This is a genomic window from Streptomyces sp. NPDC020489 (assembly GCF_044386545.1).
In the GTDB taxonomy this organism is placed as follows: domain Bacteria; phylum Actinomycetota; class Actinomycetes; order Streptomycetales; family Streptomycetaceae; genus Streptomyces.
Genome location: NZ_JBIRUZ010000001.1, coordinates 240461 through 265362, shown reverse-complemented (window position 1 = coordinate 265362; position 24902 = coordinate 240461). Strand labels below are relative to the sequence as shown.

Here is a 24902-nt window from a genome sequence, read left to right as displayed (position 1 = left end):
TCAGGCCTCTTCGACGGCCGCCGTCCCGGCGCGGGGCAGGACCTCGTGCTCCCCGTCCACCTGGATCAGCAGCGCCAGCAGGGCGGCCACGGTCAGGCCGGCCTCGGCCGGATGGCGCAGGACCTTCCCCTGCTCGATCCGGTAGGTGTTGGTCCGCCCCTCGCGCGTGTGGGACAGGTAACCGCTGCGCTCCAGATCCGAAATGATCTTCTGGACGGCGCGTTCCGTGAGCCGGCAGTGCGCCGCGATGTCCCGGACCCGCGCGCTCTGGTTCTCGGCGATGGCGGCCAGGACGCGCGCGTGGTTGGTGATGAAGGTCCAGCCCGTGTGCGATTCCGTCGCTCCACTCATGTGGGCATCGTACGCCTGAGGATTCACGCATGAAAACACACGAAAACAATTTCACGTATCGCTTGACGTAGGTCCGTGCGCGGGGGACGCTGATGAGGTCGGGAAGACGGGTGTACCCAGCCGTGGGGAGAGGACCATGCCCAAGTCGGCACCCTGCTGTGCCGGACCGGACCACGGATGCACCAGGCTCGTCGGTGGTGACGGCTCGGCCCGGCTGACGGTCTGCGCCCGCCCCGACGGCGACCGGACGGTGGTCACGCTCAGCGGGGACCTCGACCTCGCCGCGGACCAGACCCTCCAGCACGCCCTGCGCTCGGCGCTCGACGACTCCGGCAAGGGCATCGACCTGGACCTGGGCGGCGTCGACTTCTGCGACTGCTCCGGGCTCAACGTCCTGCTGGGCATCCGGCAGCAGGCACTGGACCAGTACAAGACGGCCACGATCCGGCGCCTCAGCCCGGCCGCCGCGCGGGTGTTCTCCCTCACCGGCACCCTGCCCCTGTTCGACCCGGAGGCCGAAGCGCAGCCTCAGCAGGGCCACGCCACCGCGCCGGACCCCCGGGTCGAGGCCGCCCAGCTGCGGCGCGCCATGCAGACACGGGGCCTGACCGACCAGGCCCGCGGCATCCTGATGGCCACCTTCTCGCTCACCGCGGAGGAGGCCTGGAACGTCCTGGTGATGACCTCCCAGAACACCAACACCAAGCTGCACCGCGGCGCACAGCAGTTGGTGGACTCGATCCGCGGCGAAGCCCTGCCGGAGGCCACCCGCCAACAACTCTCCACCGCGGTGGCCCACGTGACGGCGGAACGAGCCGAAGCGAAGAACTGAGGGCGCCCGCCCGGACCCGGCGGCGCGGGCGATCCGACAGCCCGAAGTAAACGTTTCCGCAGGCCAGGGGCCTGCACGGTGGGGCGGGTGGGACTCGAACCCACGGCCGGCGGATTATGAGTCCGCTGCTCTAACCGGCTGAGCTACCGCCCCATAGCGGCGTGTCGCGTACATGTGTGCGCGCCGTCTGCCGCAGCATAGCCGCTCATACGATCTCCTGCTTCGTACGGTCGACTTCGCATGCCCTGAAGGACTCCGCCGTGACCTGCACGGTTCCCGGGCGCAGGGGTGATCACATGAAAAAGGACCCCCGAGGGGGTCCTTGTCCGTGTGCTCTCCCGACTGGACTCGAACCAGTAACCTGCCGGTTAACAGCCGGCTGCTCTGCCAATTGAGCTACGGAAGATCGAAGCTCCCCCGACTGGACTCGAACCAGTAACCTGCCGGTTAACAGCCGGCTGCTCTGCCAATTGAGCTACGGAGGAATGCCTCGTTGCATCGAACGTAGCTCCCTGGGTAGTCGCCAGAGGGCGGGCGTTCGCTGCGACACATACATTAGCGCAAGCAGGGGGGTGCTCCGCCAATCGGTACTCCTCCACGAGGGAAGGGTGGCTCCGCCATGCGCTTCAAGCTCACGTTCGTCACCGGGCTGGCACTGGGTTACGTGCTGGGGACCCGGGCCGGACGGGAACGCTATGAACAGTTGAAGAAGTCGGCACGTCAGGTCTCCCAGAACCCCGCGGTCCGCAACACCGCCGAGTCGGCCGCCCAGCAGGGCCGCCAGTTCGCCGGCAAGGCGTACCACGCGGTGAGCGAGAAGGTGGGCGACCGGGTTCCGGAGTCGGTGACCCAGCGGGTGCGATCCCTGCGGGACCGGAACACCAACGGGGCGGCCGCGGACGACTGGGGCACCGGCACCGGGACCAGTAGTACGTGACAACGGACTCATAATCGGTCGGCCGTACCTTCACCGGGTACGGCCACCCCCCGCGGTGCGGCAGAATTTTGGCCATGGGGATAGTCGCCGGGTTGGACAGTTCGCCCGATTTCACTCGTATCGTCGTCTGTGACGCAGACACGGGCGCCGTACTCAAACAGGGGTACGCGCCGCATCCGGTCGAAGGCCGGCCTTCCGACATCGATCCCCAGGCCTGGCTGCTGTCCCTCGGCGAGGCCGCGGGCGGCGGACTCCTCGAGGGCGTGCAGGCCATCGGCGTGTCGGCCCAGCAGAACGCCCTGGTGCCGCTGGACGCCCAGGGCAACACCGTCCGCCCCGCCCTCGTCGGCGGCGACAAGCGCGCCCAGGTCGCGGCTGTCGACCTCGTCGACGCGCTCGGTGGGCGCGAGGCGTGGGCGCAGGCCGTGGGATGTGTCCCGCAGGCCGCGCAGCCCGTCACCAAACTGCGCTGGCTCGTGAAGAACGAGCCCGACGCCGCGCTGCGCACCGCCGTCCTGCTCCAGGCGCACGACTGGCTGGTGTGGCAGCTCCTCGGCCGTCCGGTGCGCCGGACCACCGACCGCGGCGGCGCCTCCGGCACCGGCTACTGGTCCGCCGCCACCGGCGCCTACCGCACCGACCTCGTCGAGCTCGCCCTCGGCCACCAGGCGATGCTGCCCGAGGTGATCGGCCCCGCCGAGGCCGCCGGTACGACACCGGAGGGGCTGCTGATCTCCGCCGGGACGGGCGAGACCATGGCCGCCGCCTTCGGGCTCGGCATCGGGCTCGGCGACGCCGTCGTCTCCCTCGGGGCCTCCGGCTCCGTCATGGCGGTGCACCCCGAGGCCCTCTACGACAACAGCGGGATGATCACCTCCCTCGCCGACGCCACCGGCATGCACCTGCCGGTCGTCACCACCCTGAACGCGGTACGGACCCTGCGCGGCACCGCCGAGCTCCTCGGGCTGCCCGACCTGGAGAGCCTGTCCGAGCTGGCGATGAAGTCGACCCCCGGTTCCCACGGTCTGGTGCTGCTGCCCTATCTGGAGGGCGAGCGGACGCCCAGCCTGCCGCACACCGCCGGGACGCTCGCCGGACTGCGCAGGGAGTCCATGAAGGCGGAGCACCTCGCGCGCGCCGCCTTCGAGGGCATGCTGTGCGGGCTCGCCGACGCCCTGGACGTCCTGCGCGGCCGGGGCGTGGAGGTGCGCCGGGTCTTCCTGCTGGGCGCGGCCGCGGAGCTGTCGGCCGTGCAGGCGGCGGCGCCGGCGATCTTCGGGACGCAGGTCGTCGTACCGCAGCCCGCGGACTACGCGGCGCGGGGTGCCGCTCGGCAGGCCGCCTGGGCGCTCGGGGTGTCGCAGGGCACGCTCGACCCGCGGACCCCGCCGGCCTGGCAGGGGGCGGCCGCGCAGATCCTGGAGCCCGGTGAGGAGCTGGCGGTCGGGCAGGCGGTGCGGCAGCAGTTCGTGTCGGTGCGGGAGCAGACGCATCCGGGGGCCTTCCGGTCGTGACGGAAGGTAAGACACCGGTAGGAACCCGGCGCTTTCTCTACCCGTAAGGCCGTACGGAGCACCGCTGTCGGCTTAATCGGTTGAGGTAACGCGGGTGGAGTGTCCGACGATAGGGGCCAGGGGCAACCACCTCCGGCCCCTGTCGCCGACTCCGAGAGACCCAGCGTGCTCATACGACTTCTGCGGACCTATCTCAGGCCCTACCGAAAACCCATCACCCTGCTGGTGGTGCTCCAGTTCCTCCAGACCTGCGCCACCCTCTACCTGCCCACGCTGAACGCGGACATCATCGACAGCGGCGTCGTCAAGGGCGACACCGGTTACATCCTGTCCTTCGGCGCCCTGATGATCGGCATCTCGCTGATCCAGGTCGTGTGCAACATCGGGGCCGTGTACTACGGCGCCCGGACGGCCTCGGCGCTGGGCCGGGACATGCGGGCCGCCGTGTTCGACCGGGTGCAGTCCTTCTCCGCCCGCGAGGTGGGCCAGTTCGGCGCGCCCTCGCTGATCACCCGGACCACCAACGACGTCCAGCAGGTCCAGATGCTGGCCCTGATGACGTTCACGCTGATGGTGTCCGCGCCGATCATGTGCGTGGGCGGCATCGTGCTGGCGCTCGGCCTGGACGTGCCGCTGTCGGCGGTGCTGGTCGCGGTGGTGCCCGTGCTCGGCCTCAGCGTGACGCTGATCGTGCGCCGGCTGCGGCCGCTGTTCCGGACCATGCAGGTGCGCCTCGACACGGTGAACCGGGTGCTGCGCGAGCAGATCACCGGCAACCGGGTGATCCGCGCCTTCGTCCGCGACGACTACGAGAAGGACCGCTTCCGGGAGGCCAACGCCGAACTCACCGAGATGTCGCTGGGCACCGGCCGGTACCTCGCGCTGATGTTCCCGATGGTCATGACGGTGGTGAACCTGTCGTCCATCGCGGTGGTGTGGTTCGGCGCCCACCGGATCGACGGCGGCCAGATGCAGATCGGTGACCTCACCGCGTTCCTCGCCTATCTGATGCAGATCGTCATGTCCGTGATGATGGCCACCTTCATGTTCATGATGGTGCCGCGCGCCGAGGTGTGCGCCGAGCGGATCCAGGAGGTGCTGGACACCTCCTCGAGCGTGGTCCCGCCCAAGGCCCCGGTCCTGGAGCTGCGGCGGCACGGGCATCTGGAGATCCGCGGGGCGGGCTTCCGCTACCCGGGTGCCGAGGAGCCCGTCCTGCGCGATGTCGACCTCGTCGCCCGGCCCGGCGAGGTGACCGCCGTCATCGGGTCGACCGGCAGCGGCAAGTCCACCCTCCTGGGGCTGGTGCCGCGCCTGTTCGACGCCACCGACGGGGAGGTGCTCGTCGACGGGGAGAGCGTGGCGGCCCTCGACCCCGCGCTGCTGGCGAGGACCGTGGGGATGGTCCCGCAGAAGCCGTATCTGTTCGCGGGGACCGTGGCGACCAACCTGCGCTACGGCAACCCGGACGCCACCGACGAGGAGCTGTGGCACGCGCTGGAGGTGGCGCAGGCCAAGGACTTCGTGGAGCGCCTGGAGAACGGCCTCGACTCCCCCATCGCCCAGGGCGGCACCAACGTCTCCGGCGGTCAGCGGCAGCGGCTCGCCATCGCCCGTACGCTCGTGCAGCGCCCGGAGATCTACCTCTTCGACGACTCCTTCTCCGCCCTCGACTACGCCACCGACGCGGCCCTGCGGGCGGCGCTGTCCCGGGAGACCGCCGAGGCGACCGTCGTGATCGTCGCCCAGCGGGTGGCGACCATCCGGGACGCCGACCGGATCGTCGTGCTCGACGAGGGACGGGTCGTCGGCACCGGCCGGCATCACGAACTGATGGCGGACAACGAGACCTACCGGGAGATCGTGCTCTCCCAGCTCACGGAAGCGGAGGCTGCCTGATGGCCGGGCCCATGGGGCGCATGATGGCCGGGACCGGCCCGGACCACCGTTCGCTGGACTTCAAGGTGTCGGGCCGGCGGCTCGTCGCCCGGTTCCGGCCGGAGCGGTTCACGGTCCTCGCGCTGGTGGCCTGCGTGCTCGTGAGCGTGGGGCTGTCGGTCGTCGGGCCGAAGATCCTCGGCGAGGCCACCGACCTGGTCTTCGCGGGCATCGTCGGCCGGCAGATGGAGCCCGGCGCCTCGAAGGAGCAGGTCCTTAAGGGGATGCGGGAGCGCGGTGACGGCGAGATCGCCGACATGCTGCGCAGCACGGACTTCACCCCCGGCCAGGGCATCGACTTCGACGCCGTCGGGCACGTCCTGCTGCTCGCGCTCGGGGTGTTCGTCGTCGCCGGGCTGCTGATGCTGGTGGCGACGCGGCTGGTGAACCGGGTGGTCAACCGGACCATGTTCCGGATGCGCGAGGACGTGCAGACGAAGATGTCCCGGCTGCCGCTGTCGTACTTCGACAAGCGGCAGCGCGGTGAGGTGCTGTCCCGGGCGACGAACGACATCGACAACATCGGGCAGACCCTGAACCAGTCGATGGGCCAGCTCATCAACTCGCTGCTCACCATCATCGGCGTGCTCGCGATGATGTTCTGGGTGTCGTGGATCCTCGCGCTGGTCGCGCTGGTGACGGTGCCGCTGTCGTTCGTCGTCGCCACCCGCGTCGGCAAGCGGTCCCAGCCGCACTTCGTGCAGCAGTGGCGCTCGACCGGCAAGCTCAACGCGCATGTCGAGGAGATGTACACCGGGCACACCCTGGTGAAGGTGTTCGGACGCCAGGAGGAGTCGGCGCGGCAGTTCGCCGAGCAGAACGAGGCGCTGTACGAGGCCGGGTTCAAGGCGCAGTTCAACAGCGGGGTCATGCAGCCGCTGATGATGTTCGTGTCGAACCTGAACTACGTCCTGATCGCGGTGGTCGGCGGTCTGCGGGTCGCCTCGGGGTCCCTGTCCATCGGTGACGTGCAGGCCTTCATCCAGTACTCCCGCCAGTTCTCGATGCCGCTGACGCAGGTGGCGTCCATGGCGAACCTGGTGCAGTCCGGGGTGGCCTCGGCCGAGCGGGTCTTCGAACTCCTGGACGCCGAGGAGCAGCAGGCCGACGCGGTGCCGGGCGAGCGGCCCGCCGAGCTGCGCGGGCGGGTGGCGCTGGAGGGCGTGTCCTTCCGCTACGACCCGGACAAGCCGCTCATCGAGGACCTGTCGCTCAAGGTCGAACCCGGGCACACGGTCGCGATCGTCGGGCCGACCGGCGCGGGCAAGACCACGCTGGTCAACCTGCTGATGCGGTTCTACGAGGTGTCGGGCGGGCGGATCACCCTCGACGGCGTCGACATCGCGAGGATGTCCCGGGACGAGCTGCGGGCCGGGATCGGCATGGTACTCCAGGACACCTGGCTGTTCGGCGGCACGATCGCTGAGAACATCGCGTACGGGGCCTCGCGGGAGGTCACCCGGGGCGAGATCGAGGAGGCCGCGCGCGCCGCGCACGCCGACCGGTTCGTCCGGACGCTGCCCGACGGGTACGACACCGTGATCGACGACGAGGGGTCGGGGGTCAGCGCGGGCGAGAAGCAGCTGATCACCATCGCCCGGGCGTTCCTGTCCGATCCGGTGATCCTGGTCCTCGACGAGGCGACGTCCTCGGTGGACACTCGCACCGAGGTGCTGATCCAGAAGGCGATGGCGAAACTGGCCCACGGGCGGACGTCGTTCGTCATCGCCCACCGGCTCTCCACGATCCGGGACGCGGACACGATCCTGGTGATGGAGAACGGTTCGATCGTGGAACAGGGCGCGCACGCGGAGCTGTTGGAGGCCGGCGGGGCGTACGCACGGCTGTACCAGGCGCAGTTCGCGCAGGCGGTGGCCGAGGTGGACTAGTCGCTCCGCGACCAGCCGCGACGGGCCGTCGGTTGTCTGCCGGTCCGTCGTGGCTGGTCGCGCAGTTCCCCGCGCCCCCGGGGCCTGGGGGGTTTCAGTCCAGGTATCCCCGGAGCTGGTCCGCGAACGTGTGGTCCCGCAGCTTGTTCAGGGTCTTCGACTCGATCTGCCTGATCCGTTCCCGGGTCACGCCGAAGATCCTGCCGATCTCCTCCAGCGTGCGCGGGCGGCCGTCGGCCAGGCCGTACCGGAGCTGGACGACCTTCCGCTCACGCTCGCCCAGCGTGGACAGCACCGCCTCCAGGTGCTGCCTGAGGAGCAGGAACGCCGCCGACTCCACCGGCGAGGCCGCGTCGCCGTCCTCGATGAGGTCACCGAGCGCCACGTCGTCCTCCTCGCCCACCGGCGCGTGCAGGGACACCGGCTCCTGGGCCAGGCGCAGGACCTCGCTGACGCGTTCCGGGGCCAGGTCGAGATGGGCGGCGACCTCTTCGGGCGTGGGTTCGTACCCGCGTTCCTGGAGCATGCGGCGCTGGACGCGGACGACCCGGTTGATCAGCTCGACGACGTGGACGGGGACGCGGATGGTCCGGGCCTGGTCGGCGAGGGCCCGGGACATGGCCTGGCGGATCCACCAGGTCGCGTACGTCGAGAACTTGTAGCCGCGGGCGTAGTCGAACTTCTCGACCGCCCTGATCAGGCCCAGGTTGCCCTCCTGGACGAGGTCGAGCATGGTCAGGCCGCGGCCGACGTACCGCTTGGCCACGGACACCACCAGCCGCAGGTTCGCCTCGATGAGGCGGCGCTTGGCCATCCGGCCCATGACGACCAGACGGTCCAGGTCGAGCGCCAACTGGCTGTCCAGGTCGGGGGTGTTGAGGAGCTTCTCCTCGGCGAACAGACCGGCCTCGACGCGCCGCGCGAGTTCGACCTCCTCGGCCGCGGTGAGCAGCGGGATGCGGCCGATCTCGCGGAGGTACTGGCGGAACAGGTCGGAGGAGGGGCCGCTGGTGTCGGGGCGGGCGCGGGTCACCGGCTCGGCGGGTTCCGCGCCCTCCAGGGCGCCGGCGGGCGGCTCGTCCTGCTCCGCCTCGGGGTGGTGCGCGACGCGGCTCTGCGGAGGGACCGCGGCGAGGACGCCGGTCTCCGTCTCCGCGTCCGTGCCGTCGGTACGGGCGTCGGTCTTGTTGAGGGTCCGGGTCTGCACGGGGGCGACCTCCAGGATGATCGCTGCAGAGGTGAGCGGCAGCGCTGTTTCGGGGGCGGAGTCGGCGGCCTCGCCGCTGTCCGTCCCGCACGCGATGAGCGGAACCGCGGGGGTCAGGGACCCGCTGGGGACGGATCGGCCGCGCTCCGAGGACTCAGGCACCGGAACCCAGTGTGGAGTACGACACATCGCCGCCACGAGGGGCGTGCGGTGACTTTTTGAGTCCGTTCCGTGACCGCGTGGTTACCCTGCCGGACGCCAACCGTCAGAGAGCTGCGGCTCCTTGCGCGCGCAGTGCCTGGTCGTACTGCTGGAGCACCCACAATTCGTTCTGTACGGCGGCCAGCTGGGCGGGGTCGCCGTGGGTGCCGAGGCGGGCGAGCGTGCTCTGGATGTCGCGGACGCGGCGCTCGACGGCGCGGCGGCGGACGGTGACGAGCTGCTCGCCGGCGTAGTTCTCGTCGACGGTGCGGCGCATGATCGCCTCGACGGCCAGCTCGGTGACCATGGCGCGCACCGCGTCGTCGGGCGCCGCCGCACGGACCCGGACGAGGTAGTCCTGGGAGTCCTGCACGCCGTACTCGGCGCCGCCCGCCTCCATGATCGCCTGGCGTACGGCGGCGTAGGGCGCGGCGGTGAACTCGTCGATGCCGTACGCGTCGAACGCCGGGGCGACCAACTCGGGGCGCTGGAGGGCGAGTTTGAGGAGCTCGCGCTCGGTGGCGTAGACGGGGTTGCGGAGGTTGAGGGCCGGTCCTGAGGCGTGGGAGCGGGGCGCGGAGTCGTAGGGCCGGGGGCCGCGCGCGGCCGGGGCCGGGCCCTTGCCGCCGCGGTCGCGGGCCCAGCGGGCCAGCTGGGCGACGCGCTTGACGACGAACTGGGTGTCGAGGATGCCGAGCATGCCGGCGAGCTGCACGGCGACCTCGTGCTGGGCGCCGGTGTTCTTGATGCGGGCGACGATGGGGGCGGCCTCGTCCAGGGCGGCGGCGCGGCCGGCCGGGGTGTCGAGGTCGTAGCGGACGACGATCTGGCGGAGCGCGAACTCGAAGAGCGGGGTGCGCGGTTCGACCAGGTCGGCGACCGCCTCGTCGCCCTTGGCGAGGCGCAGCTCGCAGGGGTCCATGCCGTCGGGGGCGATGGCGATGTAGGTCTCGGCGGCGAACTTCTGGTCGTCCTCGAAGGCGCGCAGGGCCGCCTTCTGGCCCGCGGCGTCGCCGTCGAAGGTGAAGATCACGCGGGCCGATCCGTTGTCCATCAGCAGTCGGCGCAGGATCTTGATGTGGTCGCTGCCGAAGGCGGTGCCGCAGGTCGCGATGGCGGTGGTCACGCCGGCGAGATGGCAGGCCATGACGTCGGTGTAGCCCTCGACGACGACCGCGCGGGAGGCCTTGGCGATGTCCTTCTTGGCGAGGTCGATGCCGTAGAGGACCTGGGACTTGCGGTAGATCGGGGTGTCGGGCGTGTTCAGGTACTTGGGGCCGGTGTCCGCCTCGTACAGCTTGCGGGCGCCGAAGCCGACGACGTCGCCGCCGATGTCGCGGATGGGCCACATCAGCCGGCCGCGGAAGCGGTCGATGGGGCCGCGGCGGCCTTCCTGGGCGAGTCCGGAGAGCAGCAGTTCCTTGTCGGTGAAGCCCTTGCCGCGCAGGTAGCGGGTGAGGTGGTCCCAGCCCTGGGGGCTGTAGCCGACGGAGAAGTGCTCGGCGGCGGACTGGTCGAAGCCGCGCTCGGCGAGGAACTTGCGGCCGGCGTCGGCCTCGGGGCTGGTGGCGAGCTGTTCCACGTACCAGTCGGCGGCGATCTTGTGGGCCTCGACCAGGCGGATGCGCTCCCCGCGCTGGTGGGAGGGGTTGTAGCCGCCCTCCTCGTAGCGCAGGGTGATGCCGGCCTGGCCGGCGAGGCGCTCGACCGCCTCCGAGAAGGTGAGGTGGTCGACCTTCATCACGAACGTGATGGTGTCGCCGCCCTCCTGGCAGCCGAAGCAGTGGAAGAGGCCCTTGCTCGGGCTGACCTGGAAGGACGGCGACTTCTCGTCATGGAAGGGGCACAGGCCCTTGAGGTTGCCGCCGCCCGCGTTGCGCAGCTGGAGGTACTCGGACACCACGGCGTCGATCGGGACCGCGTCCCGTACCGCCTTCACGTCCTCGTCGTTGATCCGTCCTGCCACGTGGTGATTCTACGGGGCAGAACTGACACTCATGGGGCGAGCGGTCCCGCGCCGGGGCCCGGAGGACGCTTCACGCTCCCCCGGACGGCGCGGCGCTAGGAGACGAGGCTCGCCAGCGGAACGTGCGGGTTCGCCAGCGCGTCCGTGTCCACCTGGGTCTTGGAGCGAATCAGCTGCTGGACGGGCTCTGTGACGTCCCACACGTTCACGTTCATCCCGGCGAGCACCCGGCCCTCCTTCACCCAGAACGCGATGAACTCACGCTTTCCGGCGTCCCCGCGGATCACCACTTCGTCGTAGGACCCCGGGGGCGCCCACCCGCTGTACTCCATGCCCAGGTCGTACTGGTCGGAGAAGAAATAGGGCACGCGGTCGTAGGCGAGGTCGCGGCCGAGCATCGCGCGGGCCGCCGCGGGGCCGCCGTTGAGGGCGTTGGCCCAGTGCTCGACGCGCAGCCGGGTGTCGAAGAGGGCGTGGTGGAAGGAGGCCACGTCACCGGCGGCGTAGACGTCCGGGTCGGAGGTGCGTAGCTGCTGGTCGACGACGATCCCGCCGCCGTGCGCGCGCTCGGCGATGTCCAGTCCCGCCGCTTCCGCGAGGGCGGTGCGGGGGGCGGCGCCGATCGCGGCGAGGACGTCGTGGGCCGGGTGCTCCTCGCCGTCGTCGGTGCGGGCGGCCAGCACCATGCCGTCCTGGCCGACGATCTCGGTGAGCCGGGCGCCGAAGTGGAAGCGGACGCCGTGCTCGCGGTGCAGGTCGGCGAAGAGCGCGCCGAGCTCGGGGCCGAGCACCGAGTGCAGCGGGGTCGGCTCGGGTTCGACGACGGTGACCTCGGCGCCGTACTCCCGGGCCGCCGCGGCGACCTCCAGGCCGATCCAGCCGGCGCCGGCGATCACGAGGTGGCCGTTGTCCCGGCCGAGCGCGGCGAGGACGCCCTTGAGCCGCTCGGCGTGGGCGAGGCGGCGCAGGTGGTGGACGCCGGCGAGGTCGGTGCCGGGGATGTCGAGGCGGCGGGGTTCGGCGCCGGTGGCGATGAGGAGCTTGTCGTAGTGCACGAGCGTGCCGTCGTCACCGAAGCGGACGGTCCTGGCCGCGCGGTCGACGTGGTCGACGGTCTGGCCGAGGTGCAGTTCGATGTCGTTGCGCGCGTACCAGGCCGGTTCGTGCACGAAGACGCTGTCGCGTTCCTCCTTGCCGAGCAGGTAGCCCTTGGAAAGCGGGGGGCGCTCGTAGGGGTGATCGCGTTCGTCGCAGATCAGTATCACGCGGCCGGTGAAGCCCTCCGTGCGGAGCGTCTCGGCCGCCTTGGCGCCGGCGAGACCGCCTCCGACGATGACGAATGTCTGATCCGCGTCGACCACTTGATGCCTCCTCGTAAGGGTGCCGCCACAGGGGAGCGTCCCGCACGGAGTGTGATGGGGGAAGAGGGAGTGGCCCGATCAGGCCACGGAGGGTCACATTCGGGCGCGTTTCACGTCACCCGTGGCACATATGTCTCACAAGTGCCCCGTCAGCCGTGCGTGAAGCGAGCGGGCGGAGGCGTCGGTGAGGGAGGCGATCTGGTCGACGATCACCCGCTTGCGGGCGCGGTCGTCGGGGGCCTGGTCGAAGACCGCGCGGAACTGGGGCTCCAGGCCGTCCGGGGCGCGGGCGGTGAGCGCCTCGGCGAGTTCGGCGACCACGATCCGCTGGTCCGCGCGCAGCCGCTCCTGTTCGGCGCGCTGCATGACGTACCGGTCGGCGACGGCCTTGAGGACGGCGCACTCCAGCCGCGCCTCGCGCGGTACGACGAGTTCGGCGGTGTAGCGGCTCAGGCGCCCGAGGCCGTACCGCGCGCGGGTGGCGGACTCGGCGGCGAGGCAGAAGCGGCCGATGAGCTGGCTGGTGGCGTCCTTCAGGCGGGCCTGGGCGACCGCCGAGCCGTCGTAGCCGTGCGGCCACCAGGGCTGGTCCTGGAGTCGGTCGAGGGCCGCCGCGAGTTCCGCCGGGTCGGTGTCCTCGGGTACGTACCGGCCGCGGGCTACGGCGAAGACCTCCTGGCGTTCGGGTTCCGCGTGCAGGCAGTTGGGGTCGATGTGGCCGGCGTGCAGGCCGTCCTCGACGTCGTGGACCGAGTACGCCACGTCGTCGGCCCAGTCCATGACCTGGGCCTCGAAGGTGGTGCGGGTGCCGGGGGCCTCCTTGCGGACCCAGTCGAAGACGGGGCGGTCGTCCTCGTAGACGCCGAACTTCGGGGAGGCGGGGTCCGTGGGGTGGCCGCCCCGCGGCCACGGGTACTTGGTGGCGGCGTCCAGGGTGGCCCGGGTGAGGTTGAGGCCGACGGAACCCTCGGGGGTGAACCGCTTGGGCTCGATGCGGGTGAGGAGCCTCAGGGACTGGGCGTTGCCCTCGAAGCCGCCGCAGTCCTCCGCGAACTCGTTGAGCGCCTGTTCGCCGTTGTGGCCGAACGGGGGGTGGCCGAGGTCGTGGGAGAGACAGGCCGCCTCCACGAGGTCGGGGTCGCAGCCGAGGGCGGCGCCCAGTTCCCGGCCGACCTGGGCGCACTCCAGGGAGTGCGTGAGGCGGGTGCGGGGGCTGGCGTCCCAGGCCTGGCTGCGGGTGCCGGGCGTGACGACCTGGGTCTTGCCGGCGAGCCTTCTGAGGGCGGCCGAGTGCAGGATGCGGGCGCGGTCGCGTTGGAAGGCGGTGCGGCCCGGACGTTTGTCGTGTTCGGTCGCCCATCGTTCGACTGACGCCGGGTCATAGCCCGCGGGTGGGATGTGGTTCTCGCCTTCCATGTCTCGACAGTACGGGCAGGTACTGACAATCGGGGGGCGCCTTCACGCCGAGGCCAGTGCCCGTTCCGTCGCGAGCGGGGTCGCCATGGCCTGGTCGTAGCGGTGCAGGAGCAGCCGCGCCATCGCCGGGTGGGTGCCGAGCGGGGCCGACGCGATCGACGGGGCCGCCTCGGCGCACTCGGTGGCGAAGCGCCCGGGGGCCGTGAAGCAGGAGGCGACGGCGACCTGGGTGCGGCCGCTCGCGACGAGGGCCGCGATGGCGTCCGGGACCCTCGGGGCGGCCGTGGTGGCGTAGGCGGGGACGACCGGCACGCCGAGGCGGGCGGACAGCAGCTGGGCGGTACGGCCGGTGTCGACCTTGGACTCGGGGTCCCTGGAGCCCGCCGCGGCCAGCACCACGGCGCTGCGGGCGCGGGCCTCCTCGTCCGCGGGGGCGCGCCAGCCGGCCTCGACCAGACGGGCGTGCAGGGCCTCCACCAGGAGGGGGTGCGGGCCGAGCGGCGCGGCCACGCGTGCGCGTACCCGGGTCTCGGCGGCCATCTCGGGGATGTCGCGCTTGACGTGGTAGCCGCGGCTGAGCAGGAGCGGGACGAGGATCGCCGCGCGGTCGCCGAGGGCGGTGAGCGTGTCGGTGAGCAGGGGCTCGTTCAGTTCGATGTGCCCGAGGTGGACGGGCAGGCCGGGGCGCAGGGCGCGGACCGTGTCGAGGAGGGCGCTCACGGTGCTCAGGGCGCGCGGGTCGCGGCTGCCGTGGGCGACGACGACGAGGGCGGGCGGTTCGGGGCGCCGCCGGCCGTCGAGCGACACGAGGCCGAGCCGGCCGGCGAGCTGGCTGGTGATCCGGTTCATGAGGTGCGCCGTACTGTCGAGGTGGAGCGTCCTGGACTCGTCGCGAGGAGTCGTCGAGCTGTCCGTCGCGTTACTCGTCGCCGTCATGGACCGATGGTGACGGCGGGAGGTTGCCGCCCCGTTGCGCGAGGATAACGGGGATTTTCCATCGGTTCACGGTGCGGTGGTAGGGCGCTGTGAGCATCCCTGACCTGCGTTTTCATCGGCCGGGTGAGGCTGGTCACGTGGCCCGGCGTGAACCGTGGGCCCCCGTTCGTCGTCCCTGACTGTCGAAGGCCTACCAGGGAGGGACCCCTCGTGAGACCGCGCAGACCCCGTCTGCCGCGCACCCGTACCGGGCAGCGGCGGCTCGTGCAGGCCGTGATGCTCGGGTGTGTCCTCGCCCTCCTGCCGGCGACGTGGATGTACGTGGTGACGGGCGACCGGCTGCGCACGAGCGCCGACGTGCCGCACACCGAGGTCGCCGTCGTCTTCGGCGCGGGGCTGTGGAACGACGAGCCGTCCCCGTACCTCGCCCACCGGCTGGACGCGGCGGCGAAGCTGTACCGCGAGGGCCGGATCGAGGTCGTCCTGGTCACCGGCGACAACAGCCGCGAGGACTACGACGAGCCGGACGCGATGCGCGCCTATCTGACCCGGCACGGGGTGCCCGACGGGCGCATCGTCAGCGACTACGCCGGGTTCGACACCTGGGACTCCTGTGTCCGCGCCAAGAAGATCTTCGGTGTCGACGAGGCGGTGCTGATCAGCCAGGGCTTCCACATCCGGCGGGCGGTCGCGCTGTGCCAGGCGGCGGGCGTCACCTCCTACGGTGTCGGGGTCGAGGCCAAGCACGACGCCACCTGGTACTACGGCGGCGCCCGGGAGGTCCTCGCGGCGGGCAAGGCGGCGCTCGACGCGGTCTTCGAGCCGGACCCCCGGTTCCTCGGGCCGGAGGAACCGGGGGTCCGGCAGGCGCTCGCTAGCGGCCGGTGAAGCGCGGGGCGCGTTTCTCCAGGAAGGCGGTCATGCCCTCCTTCTGGTCGTGGGTCGCGAACAGGGCGTGGAAGACGCGGCGTTCGTAGCGGATGCCGTCGCGCAGGCCCGTCTCCAGGGCACGGTCGACGCAGTCGCGGGCGGCTCTGACCGCCGTACGGCCGTACGAGGCGATCGTCTCCGCGGCCTCCAGGGCCTCGGTGAGGACCCGTTCGTCGGGGACGACCCGGGAGACCAGGCCGGCGCTCTCCGCCTCCCTGGCGTCCATGGGGCGGCCGGTGAGGACCAGGTCCATGGCCTTGGCCCGGCCGACGAGGCGGGTCAGGCGCTGGGTGCCGCCGATGCCGGGGATGACGCCGAGCTTGATCTCGGGCTGGCCGAACACCGCCGACTCCCCCGCGATCACGAGGTCGCACATCATCGCCAGTTCGCAACCGCCGCCCAGGGCATGGCCGTTGACGGCGGCGATCTTCGGGGTGCGGAGGTCCGCGAACTCCTCCCACCCGTGGAAGTAGTCCTCCGCGGCCATGTCCACGGCCGTCCTCGTGGCCATCTCCTTGATGTCGGCGCCCGCCGCGAAGACCTGCTCCGAGCCGGTGACGACGAAGCAGCCGGCCTCCGGGTCCGCGTCCAACGGGCGCAGGGCGTCGAGGAGTTCGGTCAGCAGCTCGCCGCTCAGCGCGTTGCGGACGTGGGGGCGGTGCAGGCGTACGGCCACGACTCGGCCGTGGCGCTCGATCTTGAGCGTGTGCATTTTTCCTCCGTGGAATCACGAGTCCCAGATCGCGCCGTAGGCCGGGATCCCCCGCTGTTCCAGGCCGTGGACCACCTGCCAGGTCAGCTTCTTGTTGCTGATGCAGATCACCGCCTCGGCGCCGAAGTCGCGGTAGGCGGCGTACGCGAGGCGCACCATGTCGGGTTTGCCGTCGCGGGAGGTGTCCCAGATCAGGGCGTGGGGCTGGACGGCGAGGATCTCGTCGACGAGGGCGTCGCCGTAGGTGGTGCGGGGGTCGCGGGTCGCCCAGACCAGGCGGGAGGGGACCTCGGCGGCCAGGAGGTGCGGGAGGCAGGGGCCGATGCCGCTGCCGGTCGCCACGTAGACGACCTTCGTGAAGAGGGTCTCGATGTTGGCGACGCCGGCCGTGGTGATGCCCTTGACCCAGACCCGGTCCGGCAGGTCGTCGATGAAGGCGCCCGTCCAGTCACCGGCCCGGGAGATCGTGAGCCGGAAGCCGGGCTCGCCGGGGGCCGGGACGTTGGCGAAGGAGTGCCATTCCCTCAGCGGGCTGCGGCTGATGGCCGTGGAGGATCCCGCGAAGGGGGTCTCGCCGTGGTCGAAGCGGGCCAGCACCACGTGCGGGGAGGGGCGTTCGAGGCGTACGTCGACCTTGCGCAGGCGCAGCCACGGCAGGGCGACGCTGAAGGTGACGACCGACAGGACCGCCACCTCCACGGGGCCCGGGGCCGCCAGGAGCGTGTGGGTCCAGAACAGGGCGAGGGCCGTCCAGCCGCCGAAGCGGTGGATCTTCTCGAAGTGGTCGTGGTGGCGGGAGCGGAAGGGCGGCAGGGCCGTGGCGATGATCAGGGCGAGCAGAGCCGTCAGGGTCCAGCCCACCGCCCTGAGCGGGGCGTCGGTCGTGGTGATCGTGAGCGCCAGGAACCAGCTCGCCCCCGCCAGCGCCCCGCCCACGTGCAGTCCGCCGAAGTGGTACACCTTCCCCAGCGTCCAGCGGACCTTCAGCGGCCAGCTGGTCGGCGCCCGCGTGGCCAGCTTGAACAGGAGGTTGATGACGTACTGCTGGCGCACGAGGATCGCGAGGGCCAGGTCGGCGAGGGCCGCGTGGCCCATGGTGCGGGCCGACGGGACCCAACTCACGTACAGGAAGACCAGGTTGACTGTCAGCACCAGGGCCGCCAGGCGGTTGTAGTGCATCAGCCGCGGGTGCTTCAGCAGTCGGCGCGGGGCCGGGGTCCGCGGGGGCAGGTCCACCGACTGGCGCTCGAGCGAGGTCGTCATCGGGACACCGCCGTGCGCTCCTCGGCCAGCCGCAGCAGCGCCGCCTTGTCGATCTTGCCGCGGTCCGTCTCCGGCAGATGTGTCAGGGGCATGACACTATCGGGCACGCAGTAGTACGGCAGCGCGTTTGCCACCGCGCGCCGGGCCGCGTCGGGGTCGACGTCGGCCGGGGTGACGAAGGAGACCAGGGTGCGGGCGTCCCGCTTCAGGGTCACCGCACGCCGGCAGCCCTCGACCGACTCCAGCACCGAGGAGACGGAGTCGAGCTCGACGCGGAAGCCGCGCACCTTGACCTGGTCGTCGGTGCGACCGAGGTGCTCCAGTTCCCCGTCGGGCGTCCAGCGGCCGAGGTCCCGGGTGCGGAACATGCGGTGGCCGGCGCCCAGGAAGGGGTCGGAGGCGTAGCGCTCGGCGTTGAGCCGGTCGTTGTCCAGGTAGCCCGCCGAGACGCAGGCGCCGCCCGCCCACATCTCGCCGACCTCGCCGATGGGGAGCGGGCGCAGGTCCGGGTCGAGGACGTAGACCGTGTTGTTGGGGGTGGGGCGGCCGATGGTGAGGGTCCGGGAGGACACCTCGTGGCGGCGCATCGTGTTGACGATGGTCGTCTCCGTCGGACCGCAGCAGTTGTAGAACACCGCCTGGCGGGCCCAGCGGTCGGCCAGCGGGCGCGGGCACGGCTCCCCCGCCACCGCGACCGTGCGCACGCGCGGGCAGGTCGCCGGGTCGACGCCGGACAGGACCGTCGGGGTGGCGATGACGACGTCCGCGCCGCGGGCCGCCGCCGCGATGTCCGTGCCGCGGATGACGAGGGTGGCGCCGTGGGCGAGGCAGCCGAGGATCTCCCAGGCGGCCATGTCGAAGGCGATGTTGAGGAGCTGGGCCACCCGGTCGCCGGGGCGGATGCCGAGGTCGCCGGGGGCGGTGAGGAGGATGTTGGCGACGTTGCGGTGGGTGACCTTCACCCCGTTGGGGCGGCCGGTGGTGCCGGAGGTGAACAGGACGTAGCAGCCGTCGTCGGGGCGCACCCGGACGTCCGGGCGCGGTCCGGGGGCGGCGGTGCGGGGGCCCGGGACGTACGGCAGCGGCTCGTCGAGGGCGATCAGATGGTGGCCCGGCGGCAGCGGGACGCGGTGGGCGTGCTCGGCGACGGTGATCACGACGCGGGTGCGGGCGGCGCGGATCACGTGGGCGAGCTGGGCGGCGGGGGCGAGGCCGACGTCCTGGGGGACGTAGGCGGCGCCCGCCTTCAGGATGCCGAGGAGGCCGACGAGCATCGGCACGGAGCGGCGGACGAAGAGGCCGACGTGGTCGCCGGGGCGCACACCCTGGCGGATCAGGCGGGCGGCGAGGGCGTCGGCGCAGCGGTCGAGCTCGCCGTAGGTGATCCGGGCACCGAGGTGTTCGGCGGCGACGGCGTGCGGGGCGGCGGCCGCCTGCCGCTCGACGGCGTGGTGGATCAGCGGATCCGGGACGGGGACGGCCGGGCCGAAGCCGTACCGGTGGAAGAGGTGCTGGTCGCGGGGGGTCAAATGGCGCAGGGGCATGCTGGGGAAACCTCCTGGCTGGCTTTTCGCGTGAGAGATTGCCTGGCGCCAAGCTGGATCCGCGCTCGACTGTAGCTCCGGTTTTTCAACGCTCAACAATGCGTCGTCGGCCAAGGACGAGACGTAACGAGCCACATGTGACGTCTTGCACAGCACAGGCAACGTTCGTCACCGTCGGCGGCGACTTGTGGTGGGCACCTGTGCGCCCGGCCGGGCGGCCTCACCGCGCCCGGCGTCCGGCGGGGAGGTCGCCGTGCCGCTCGCGTAACAGGGCGCCGTGCCGCACGTAACAAGGCGGAAGCACGCTGAGGAGCATGCAGAACTCCGCGACGCCCACCCACTGCCCCTACTGCGCCCTGCAGTGCGGGATGAATCTCACGCCCGTCCCGGACGGGGGCGTGGAGGTATCCGAGCGCGCGGATTTCCCGGTGAACCGGGGGGCGCTGTGCGGCAAGGGCCGGACCGCGCCCCAGGTGCTCTCCTCCCGGGTGCGCCTGACCTCCCCGTTGGTGCGCTCCGAGGGCAAGCTCACGCCCGCCACCTGGGAGGAGGCACTGGACCGGATCGCCGAGGGACTGCGGCGTACGCGGACGGAGCATGGCCCGGACGCGTGCGGGGTGTTCGGCGGGGGCGGCCTGACGAACGAGAAGGCGTACACGCTGGGCAAGTTCGCCCGGGTCGTCCTCGGCACCTCGCAGATCGACTACAACGGCCGCTTCTGCATGTCCTCGGCGGCGGCGGGCGGCATCAAGGCGTTCGGTCTCGACCGGGGGCTGCCCTTCCCGCTGGAGGACATCCCGAGGACGGGGTGCGTGATCCTCGTCGGCTCCAACCTCGCCGAGACCATGCCGCCGTCGCTGCGGTTCTTCAGCGAACTGAAGGAGAACGGCGGCACGTTGATCGTCGTCGACCCGCGCCGGACCAAGACCGCCGAGCAGGCCGACCTGCACCTGATGCCCCGCCCGGGCACGGACCTCGCCCTGGCCCTCGGTCTGCTGCACCTGGTCGTCGCCGAGGGGCGGGTCGACGAGGAGTACGTCGCCGAGCGCACGGCCGGCTGGGAGGGGGCCCGCGCCGCGGCGATGGCCCACTGGCCGGAGTACGTGGAGCGGATCACCGGCGTTCCGGTTCCCCAACTCCGCGAGACCGTAAGGATGTTCTGCGAGCCCGAGGCCGCGATGGTGCTGACCGCGCGCGGGCCCGAGCAGCAGTCCAAGGGCACCGACACCGTGGGCGCGTGGATCAACCTGTGCCTGGCGACGGGCCGGGCGGGCAGGCCGTTCTCCGGGTACGGCTGTCTGACCGGGCAGGGCAACGGGCAGGGCGGGCGCGAACACGGCCAGAAGGCCGACCAGTTGCCCGGCTACCGCAAGCTGGACGACCCGGCGGCGCGCCGGCACGTCGCCGAGGTGTGGGGCGTGGACCCCGACTCCCTGCCCGGACCGGGGCGCAGCGCCTACGAGTTGCTGGACGCCCTGGGCTCGGACATCAAGTCGCTGCTGCTGATGGGTTCCAACCCGGTGGTGTCGGCGCCGCGTGCCGCGCACATCGAGGAGCGCATCACGTCCCTCGATTTCCTGGCCGTCTGCGATGTCGTCCTCTCCGAGACGGCGGAGCTGGCGGACGTGGTCCTGCCGGTCACGCAGTGGGCGGAGGAGACGGGCACGACGACCAACCTGGAGGGCCGGGTGCTGCTGCGCCGCCAGGCGATCACCCCGCCCGACGGCGTCCGCAGCGACCTGGAGGTCCTGCACGAACTGGCCGACCGGCTCGGTGTGGAGAAGGGCTTCCCGACCGATCCCGAGGAGGTCTTCGAGGAGCTGCGGCGGGCCAGCGCGGGCGGTCCGGCGGACTACTCCGGGATCACCTACCGGCGGCTGGCCGAGGAGAACGGGGTGTTCTGGCCGTGCCCGACACCCGAGGAGGACGTGCACCCCGGCACCCCGCGCCTGTTCCTCGACCGGTTCGCCACCCCCGACGGCCGGGCCCGGTTCGTCCCGGTCTCGCACCGGGCCGCCGCCGAGGAGCCGGACGACGAGTACCCGGTGCTGCTGACCACCGGCCGGGTCGTCGCCCAGTACCAGTCCGGCGCCCAGACCCGCCGCGTGGAGGAACTGAACGCCGCCGCGCCCGGCCCGTTCGTCGAACTGCACCCCCGGCTCGCGGCCCGGCTGGGCGCGGCCGAGGGCGACCCCGTGGCGGTCGTCTCCCGGCGCGGCCGGGCGGTGGCACCGGCCCGGATCACCACCGGCATCCGCCCCGACACCGTCTTCATGCCCTTCCACTGGCCGGGCGAGGGCCGCGCGAACACCCTCACCAACCCGGCCCTCGACCCGACCTCGCGAATGCCGGAGTTCAAGGTGTGCGCGGTGCGGTTGGAGACGGTGAAGTAGGGGGCGCTCCGCGGGGGGTGCCGGGACGGGGGTCCGTGTCCTGGCGGGTCGTCGGTCGGCTGCAGCGCCGTTGTGGCTGGGCGCGCAGTTCCCCGCGCCCCTTCAGGGGCGCGCCTGAAGCGAAGCGCTCCGCGGGGGGTGCCGGGGCGGGACGTGTGCCTCGGCGGGGCGTCGGTCGGCTGCGGCGCCGTCGTGGCTGGGCGCGCAGTTCCCCGCGCCCCTTCAGGGGCGCGCCGTGCCTGAAGTAGCGCGAAGCGCTCCGCCGGGAGTGCCGGGGCGGGACGTGTGCCTCGTCGGGGCGTCGACCGGGCGCGGCGTCGTGGCTGGGCGCGCAGTTCCCCGCGCCCCTGGCCGCTTAGGCGCGTGCTGTCCAGTCGCCGCCGGTGATGCGTGTGCCGCGGGTTCGTAGCCGGGTCGCCGTGGCGGGGGCGGCGACGTACACCCAGGCCTGGACGGTGCGCTCGTCGGCGGTGCGTACGACGTCGCGCGCGACCCGCTCGTACAGGTTGCGCGGGTCGCCGGGTACGAACTCCTCCAACCGGTCCAGGGCGACGAGGAGTTCGGCGTACGCGTCGGGGCGGGCGGTGATCAGGTCGCCGTGGACCGTGCCGGGCTCCTCGACGGCGTAGGGGTAGCCGGGTCCGTCGTACAGGGCCGCGCCGTCGAGTCGCGCCGGTTCCTCCGACGCCGTGCGGCCGCGCAGGAAGGCGTCGTGGTTGACCTCTGCGGGGCGAAGGGTGCCGTAGACGAAGAACGGGAGTCTCACGGAGACGATTCTCGGCCCGGCCCCGGTCGCCCCGGCAGCCGGGTCACGTCCCGTAGGGGTGCAGGCGCCTCGCCTCCCTCAGTCCCCTCGCCCACCACACGAGCTGGTCCAGCATCGCCTTCGCCGCCGCGTCCGGGCCCGCCCGGTCCTTCAGGCGTCCCTCGTCGTCGAAGGAGCCGCCCGCGTTGTGGAAGGAGACCGTGTCGCGCACCGTCACCGCGTGGAGTTCCGCGAAGACCTGGCGGAGGTGTTCCACCGCGCGCAGGCCGCCGGACATGCCGCCGTAGGACACGAGCGCGACGGGTTTGGCCTGCCATTCGGTGTAGTGCCAGTCGATGAGGTTCTTCAGGCCGGCCGGGTAGGAGTGGTTGTACTCGGGGGTGAGGACGACGAAGGCGTCGGCGGCGGCCAGTCGCGGGGTGATGTCCGCGAGGGCGGTCGTCGTGTCCGTCGTACGGGCGAAGGACATGGGCAGGTCGGCCTCGGCGACGTCCACGACCTCGGGGAGCAGGTCGTCGTGGGCGCGCAGGCGATCCAGGAGCCAGTCGGCGACGACGGGTCCGAAGCGGCCGTGGCGGTTGCTGCCGATGACGAGGGTGACCTTCAGGGGAGCGTCTGTGATCTGCATGGGCAACAGCGTGATACCTCAAGGAAGGTTGAGGTCAAGCCCAGTTTGTCGGGCAGGAGTCACCCGGTCGCACCCGCGCCGCGCGCCCTTCGGGTTCTCTTCCGCGACACCCTCGGACCACCCCGGTGACCTGCCCAAACACCGGCGGGCAGGCCTCGCCCCGCACCGACCTGACACCCATTCACCGCAATTCTGACGCTCCCTCAGCAAGCGCGCTCGGCCCGCTGCCACTTACCTCGGAGGGGCAGGGACACCGAAGATCTCCAGGGAGCACCGATGCGTTCTATCGCCCGCATGCTGACCGGCACCGCGCTCGCCGTGGCCGCCGCCGGTCTGGCCGCCGCGCCCGCCGCCGGCGCCGACGCGGGCCGTCTGGAGGTGTACCCGTCCTCGGTCGTACCGGGCGGGCAGGTCACGGTGAACACGGCGGCGTGCGGGGACGGCGGTACGGCGGCGGGTGACGCGAGCGCGGTGGGCGCCGGGTCGTTCACGCTCGCGCCGAGCACCCACGAGCAGGACGTGATCGGGCAGTTCAAGGTGCCCGAGAGCGCCCAGCCGGGGACGTACGAGATCGTCGCGACGTGCGCGGAGGGCGGGCGGCGGGTCACCGGCGACCTGGTGGTCACGCTCACCTCCGCCCGGCAGGTGTATCCCCGCGGCAGTGTGAAGACGGGGGTCGGTGGCGCTCTGGGCCCCGACCCCGTGCAGACCGCGGCCGGCGTGGCGGCTCTCGCCGTCGCCGCCGCGGGCGGTACCTGGCTCCTGCATCGCCGGGCGAGAGGCGACGGGATCTGACGGACACCCTCCGCTGTCCGTCCGCCGGTACCGCATGTCCCTCCCCCTCCGGGTCCGACGCCCCTCGCGGCCCGGAGGGGGGCGGGTCCACCCGCTCCCCAGGCCGGAGGCTCGCGTGCGCAGACTCAGCAGATGCAGCAGTGTCGGCAACACCGTCATAGCGGCCGTCACCCTCGTCGCCCTGGCGTGCGGTGCCTGGCTGCTGCGCAGTGGTGCCGCGACCCACGCCCCGCCCCAGCCCGCCCCGGCGGAGGCCCGGGGCGGCCACGCCGACCCGCGCTCGGCGCCCCCGCTGCCGCCCTCCCCGCCCGACCGCGTCCGCATCCCCGCGATCGGGGTGGACGCGCCCCTGACGGGCCTCGGCCTGACCCCGACCGGCAGCCTCGACGTACCGCCCGCGGAACGCGAGAACCTCGCCGGCTGGTACGAGGCCGGCACCACACCCGGCGAGACGGGCACCGCGATCCTCGCCGGCCACGTCGACAACGCCGAAGGGCCCGCCGTCTTCTACCGCCTGGGCGCCCTGAAGAAGGGCGGCACCATCGAGGTGGACCGACGCGACGGCGGCACGGCCGTCTTCTCGATCGACTCCGTCGAGGTGTACGACGCGAAGGACTTCCCCGACGCGAAGGTGTACGGCGCGTCGAAACGCCCCGAGCTACGGGTGATCACCTGCGGGGGCGGCTACTCACGGTCCACCGGGTACCAGGGGAACGTGGTCGTCTTCGCCCATCTCACCGCGAGCCGCTGACCACCGTGCGGGCGATGATCCGCGCGCACTCCAGCGACTCCGTCACGGCCGTGTCCACCTCCACGTCGTAGGCCACCCCCTGGTGGACGATCTCCGCCTGCTTCTCCGCCATGCCGCGCACCCGGTCGCCGCGGGCGATCTCGCGGCCGGCGGCGACGGCGGCCTCGCAGTGGACGCCGACCCAGAGCACGTCCAGGCCGTCGAGGACCGTGCGCCAGCGGTCCTGGGTGGCGGCACCGCCCAGGAAGACGTCGTCGATGATCACCCGGGCGCCCGCGTGCACCATGGCCGCGATCCCCCGCGCCCAGGCCGCCTCCAGGGTCATGAACTCCGGGCCGACGCTCACCGCGCCGTCCGGCTCGAACGAGATGCCCGCGCCCGTGCCCGGCATCGCCTCGATCAGCGAGTCGACCCCGAAGGCCAGCCAGGGCTCGGGGAGCACGGCCTGAAGACACCGCGCGATCCCGGACTTGCCGGAGCTGGAGCCGCCGTTGAGCACGATCACCTGGGTCTGCGTCATGCGGTCACCGTAGCGCCGGGGCACCCACCGCTCCCACGCCGTTTTCACCGCC

General features: G+C 71.9%; 21 protein-coding genes and 3 tRNA genes. 9 read left to right on the top strand and 15 right to left on the bottom strand.

From position 1 onward, the window contains the following. Nucleotides 1-351, bottom strand: a complete 351-nt coding sequence (locus ACH41F_RS01135) for a MarR family transcriptional regulator (protein ID WP_391229260.1) — start codon at nucleotides 349-351, stop codon at nucleotides 1-3. 136 nt (nucleotides 352-487) lie between these two features. On the opposite strand from ACH41F_RS01135, the gene ACH41F_RS01130 reads away from it, so the two are divergent. After that, nucleotides 488-1183: an anti-sigma factor antagonist gene (locus ACH41F_RS01130; protein ID WP_398832010.1), complete on the top strand. Its 696-nt coding sequence runs from the start codon at nucleotides 488-490 to the stop codon at nucleotides 1181-1183. 79 nt (nucleotides 1184-1262) lie between these two features. On the opposite strand, the gene ACH41F_RS01125 is transcribed toward ACH41F_RS01130, so the two are convergent. The 3 genes from ACH41F_RS01125 to ACH41F_RS01115 form a co-directional block, all read right to left on the bottom strand. After that, a tRNA-Ile gene (locus ACH41F_RS01125) sits at nucleotides 1263-1336 on the bottom strand. A 180-nt stretch (nucleotides 1337-1516) separates the two neighbouring features. Beyond that, nucleotides 1517-1589, bottom strand: a tRNA-Asn gene (locus tag ACH41F_RS01120). Nucleotides 1590-1595: 6 nt separating this feature from the next. Continuing rightward, nucleotides 1596-1668, bottom strand: a tRNA-Asn gene (locus ACH41F_RS01115). Between the two features lie 134 nt (nucleotides 1669-1802). Here ACH41F_RS01115 and ACH41F_RS01110 point away from each other — a divergent pair. From ACH41F_RS01110 to ACH41F_RS01095, 4 genes are all read left to right on the top strand, one after another. Further along, a complete protein-coding gene (locus ACH41F_RS01110) occupies nucleotides 1803-2120 on the top strand; it encodes a YtxH domain-containing protein (RefSeq protein WP_391229256.1) in 318 nt (105 codons plus the stop codon). A gap of 74 nt (nucleotides 2121-2194) precedes the next feature. After that, nucleotides 2195-3634, top strand: coding sequence for an FGGY family carbohydrate kinase (locus ACH41F_RS01105; RefSeq protein ID WP_391229254.1), 1440 nt, complete (start codon nucleotides 2195-2197; stop codon nucleotides 3632-3634). Nucleotides 3635-3799: 165 nt separating this feature from the next. After that, the gene (locus ACH41F_RS01100) at nucleotides 3800-5533 is read left to right on the top strand and encodes an ABC transporter transmembrane domain-containing protein (RefSeq protein WP_391229252.1); all 1734 of its coding nucleotides are present in this window, start codon (nucleotides 3800-3802) and stop codon (nucleotides 5531-5533) included. Next, complete coding sequence (locus ACH41F_RS01095; protein ID WP_391229250.1) at nucleotides 5533-7461, top strand: ABC transporter transmembrane domain-containing protein; 1929 nt, start codon at nucleotides 5533-5535, stop codon at nucleotides 7459-7461. Before ACH41F_RS01100 ends, ACH41F_RS01095 begins: the two co-directional genes overlap by 1 nt. 94 nt (nucleotides 7462-7555) lie before the next feature. On the opposite strand, the gene ACH41F_RS01090 is transcribed toward ACH41F_RS01095, so the two are convergent. The 5 genes from ACH41F_RS01090 to ACH41F_RS01070 form a co-directional block, all read right to left on the bottom strand. Next, the gene (locus ACH41F_RS01090; protein WP_391229248.1) at nucleotides 7556-8830 is read right to left on the bottom strand and encodes a sigma-70 family RNA polymerase sigma factor; all 1275 of its coding nucleotides are present in this window, start codon (nucleotides 8828-8830) and stop codon (nucleotides 7556-7558) included. 103 nt (nucleotides 8831-8933) lie between these two features. Then, the gene (dnaG, locus tag ACH41F_RS01085) at nucleotides 8934-10835 is read right to left on the bottom strand and encodes a DNA primase (protein ID WP_391229245.1); all 1902 of its coding nucleotides are present in this window, start codon (nucleotides 10833-10835) and stop codon (nucleotides 8934-8936) included. Nucleotides 10836-10930: 95 nt separating this feature from the next. Beyond that, nucleotides 10931-12196: an FAD-dependent oxidoreductase gene (locus ACH41F_RS01080; protein WP_391229244.1), complete on the bottom strand. Its 1266-nt coding sequence runs from the start codon at nucleotides 12194-12196 to the stop codon at nucleotides 10931-10933. 135 nt (nucleotides 12197-12331) lie between these two features. Beyond that, nucleotides 12332-13612 (bottom strand): deoxyguanosinetriphosphate triphosphohydrolase, encoded by a 1281-nt coding sequence (locus tag ACH41F_RS01075; protein WP_391229242.1) that lies wholly within the window; start codon nucleotides 13610-13612, stop codon nucleotides 12332-12334. A 42-nt stretch (nucleotides 13613-13654) separates the two neighbouring features. Beyond that, complete coding sequence (locus ACH41F_RS01070) at nucleotides 13655-14461, bottom strand: CbiX/SirB N-terminal domain-containing protein (protein WP_391230564.1); 807 nt, start codon at nucleotides 14459-14461, stop codon at nucleotides 13655-13657. Between the two features lie 363 nt (nucleotides 14462-14824). On the opposite strand from ACH41F_RS01070, the gene ACH41F_RS01065 reads away from it, so the two are divergent. Further along, on the top strand, nucleotides 14825-15436 hold the full coding sequence (locus ACH41F_RS01065; RefSeq protein WP_391230562.1) for an ElyC/SanA/YdcF family protein: 612 nt from the start codon (nucleotides 14825-14827) through the stop codon (nucleotides 15434-15436). On the opposite strand, the gene ACH41F_RS01060 is transcribed toward ACH41F_RS01065, so the two are convergent. From ACH41F_RS01060 to ACH41F_RS01050, 3 genes are read right to left on the bottom strand one after another with little or no spacing between them, the layout of a single operon-like run. Next, the gene (locus ACH41F_RS01060; protein ID WP_398832004.1) at nucleotides 15423-16190 is read right to left on the bottom strand and encodes an enoyl-CoA hydratase-related protein; all 768 of its coding nucleotides are present in this window, start codon (nucleotides 16188-16190) and stop codon (nucleotides 15423-15425) included. The two genes, ACH41F_RS01065 and ACH41F_RS01060, sit on opposite strands and share 14 nt — an antisense overlap. Before the next feature lie 15 nt (nucleotides 16191-16205). Next, entirely contained in the window at nucleotides 16206-17453 is a 1248-nt protein-coding gene (locus ACH41F_RS01055; protein ID WP_398832001.1) for a hypothetical protein, read from the bottom strand. Next, a complete protein-coding gene (locus ACH41F_RS01050) occupies nucleotides 17450-18997 on the bottom strand; it encodes an amino acid adenylation domain-containing protein (RefSeq protein WP_398831999.1) in 1548 nt (515 codons plus the stop codon). Before ACH41F_RS01050 ends, ACH41F_RS01055 begins: the two co-directional genes overlap by 4 nt. Nucleotides 18998-19311: 314 nt before the next feature. Between ACH41F_RS01050 and ACH41F_RS01045 the strand changes: the two genes are divergently transcribed. Next, entirely contained in the window at nucleotides 19312-21390 is a 2079-nt protein-coding gene (locus ACH41F_RS01045; RefSeq protein ID WP_398831996.1) for a molybdopterin oxidoreductase family protein, read from the top strand. Between the two features lie 355 nt (nucleotides 21391-21745). Here the strand turns inward: ACH41F_RS01045 and ACH41F_RS01040 are convergent, their stop codons facing one another. Next, nucleotides 21746-22156, bottom strand: coding sequence for a gamma-glutamylcyclotransferase (locus ACH41F_RS01040; RefSeq protein WP_391229232.1), 411 nt, complete (start codon nucleotides 22154-22156; stop codon nucleotides 21746-21748). 43 nt (nucleotides 22157-22199) lie between these two features. Then, nucleotides 22200-22784 carry an NAD(P)H-dependent oxidoreductase gene (locus tag ACH41F_RS01035; protein WP_391229230.1) on the bottom strand — a complete coding sequence of 195 codons (585 nt, stop codon included), beginning with the start codon at nucleotides 22782-22784 and terminating at the stop codon, nucleotides 22200-22202. 276 nt (nucleotides 22785-23060) lie between these two features. Between ACH41F_RS01035 and ACH41F_RS01030 the strand changes: the two genes are divergently transcribed. Next, the gene (locus ACH41F_RS01030) at nucleotides 23061-23579 is read left to right on the top strand and encodes a hypothetical protein (RefSeq protein ID WP_391229228.1); all 519 of its coding nucleotides are present in this window, start codon (nucleotides 23061-23063) and stop codon (nucleotides 23577-23579) included. Between the two features lie 115 nt (nucleotides 23580-23694). Beyond that, nucleotides 23695-24330, top strand: a complete 636-nt coding sequence (locus ACH41F_RS01025; RefSeq protein WP_398831993.1) for a class F sortase — start codon at nucleotides 23695-23697, stop codon at nucleotides 24328-24330. Here the strand turns inward: ACH41F_RS01025 and cpt are convergent. After that, nucleotides 24314-24850 (bottom strand): chloramphenicol phosphotransferase CPT, encoded by a 537-nt coding sequence (gene cpt / locus ACH41F_RS01020; RefSeq protein ID WP_391229225.1) that lies wholly within the window; start codon nucleotides 24848-24850, stop codon nucleotides 24314-24316. The two genes, ACH41F_RS01025 and cpt, sit on opposite strands and share 17 nt — an antisense overlap. Nucleotides 24851-24902 lie beyond the last annotated feature (52 nt).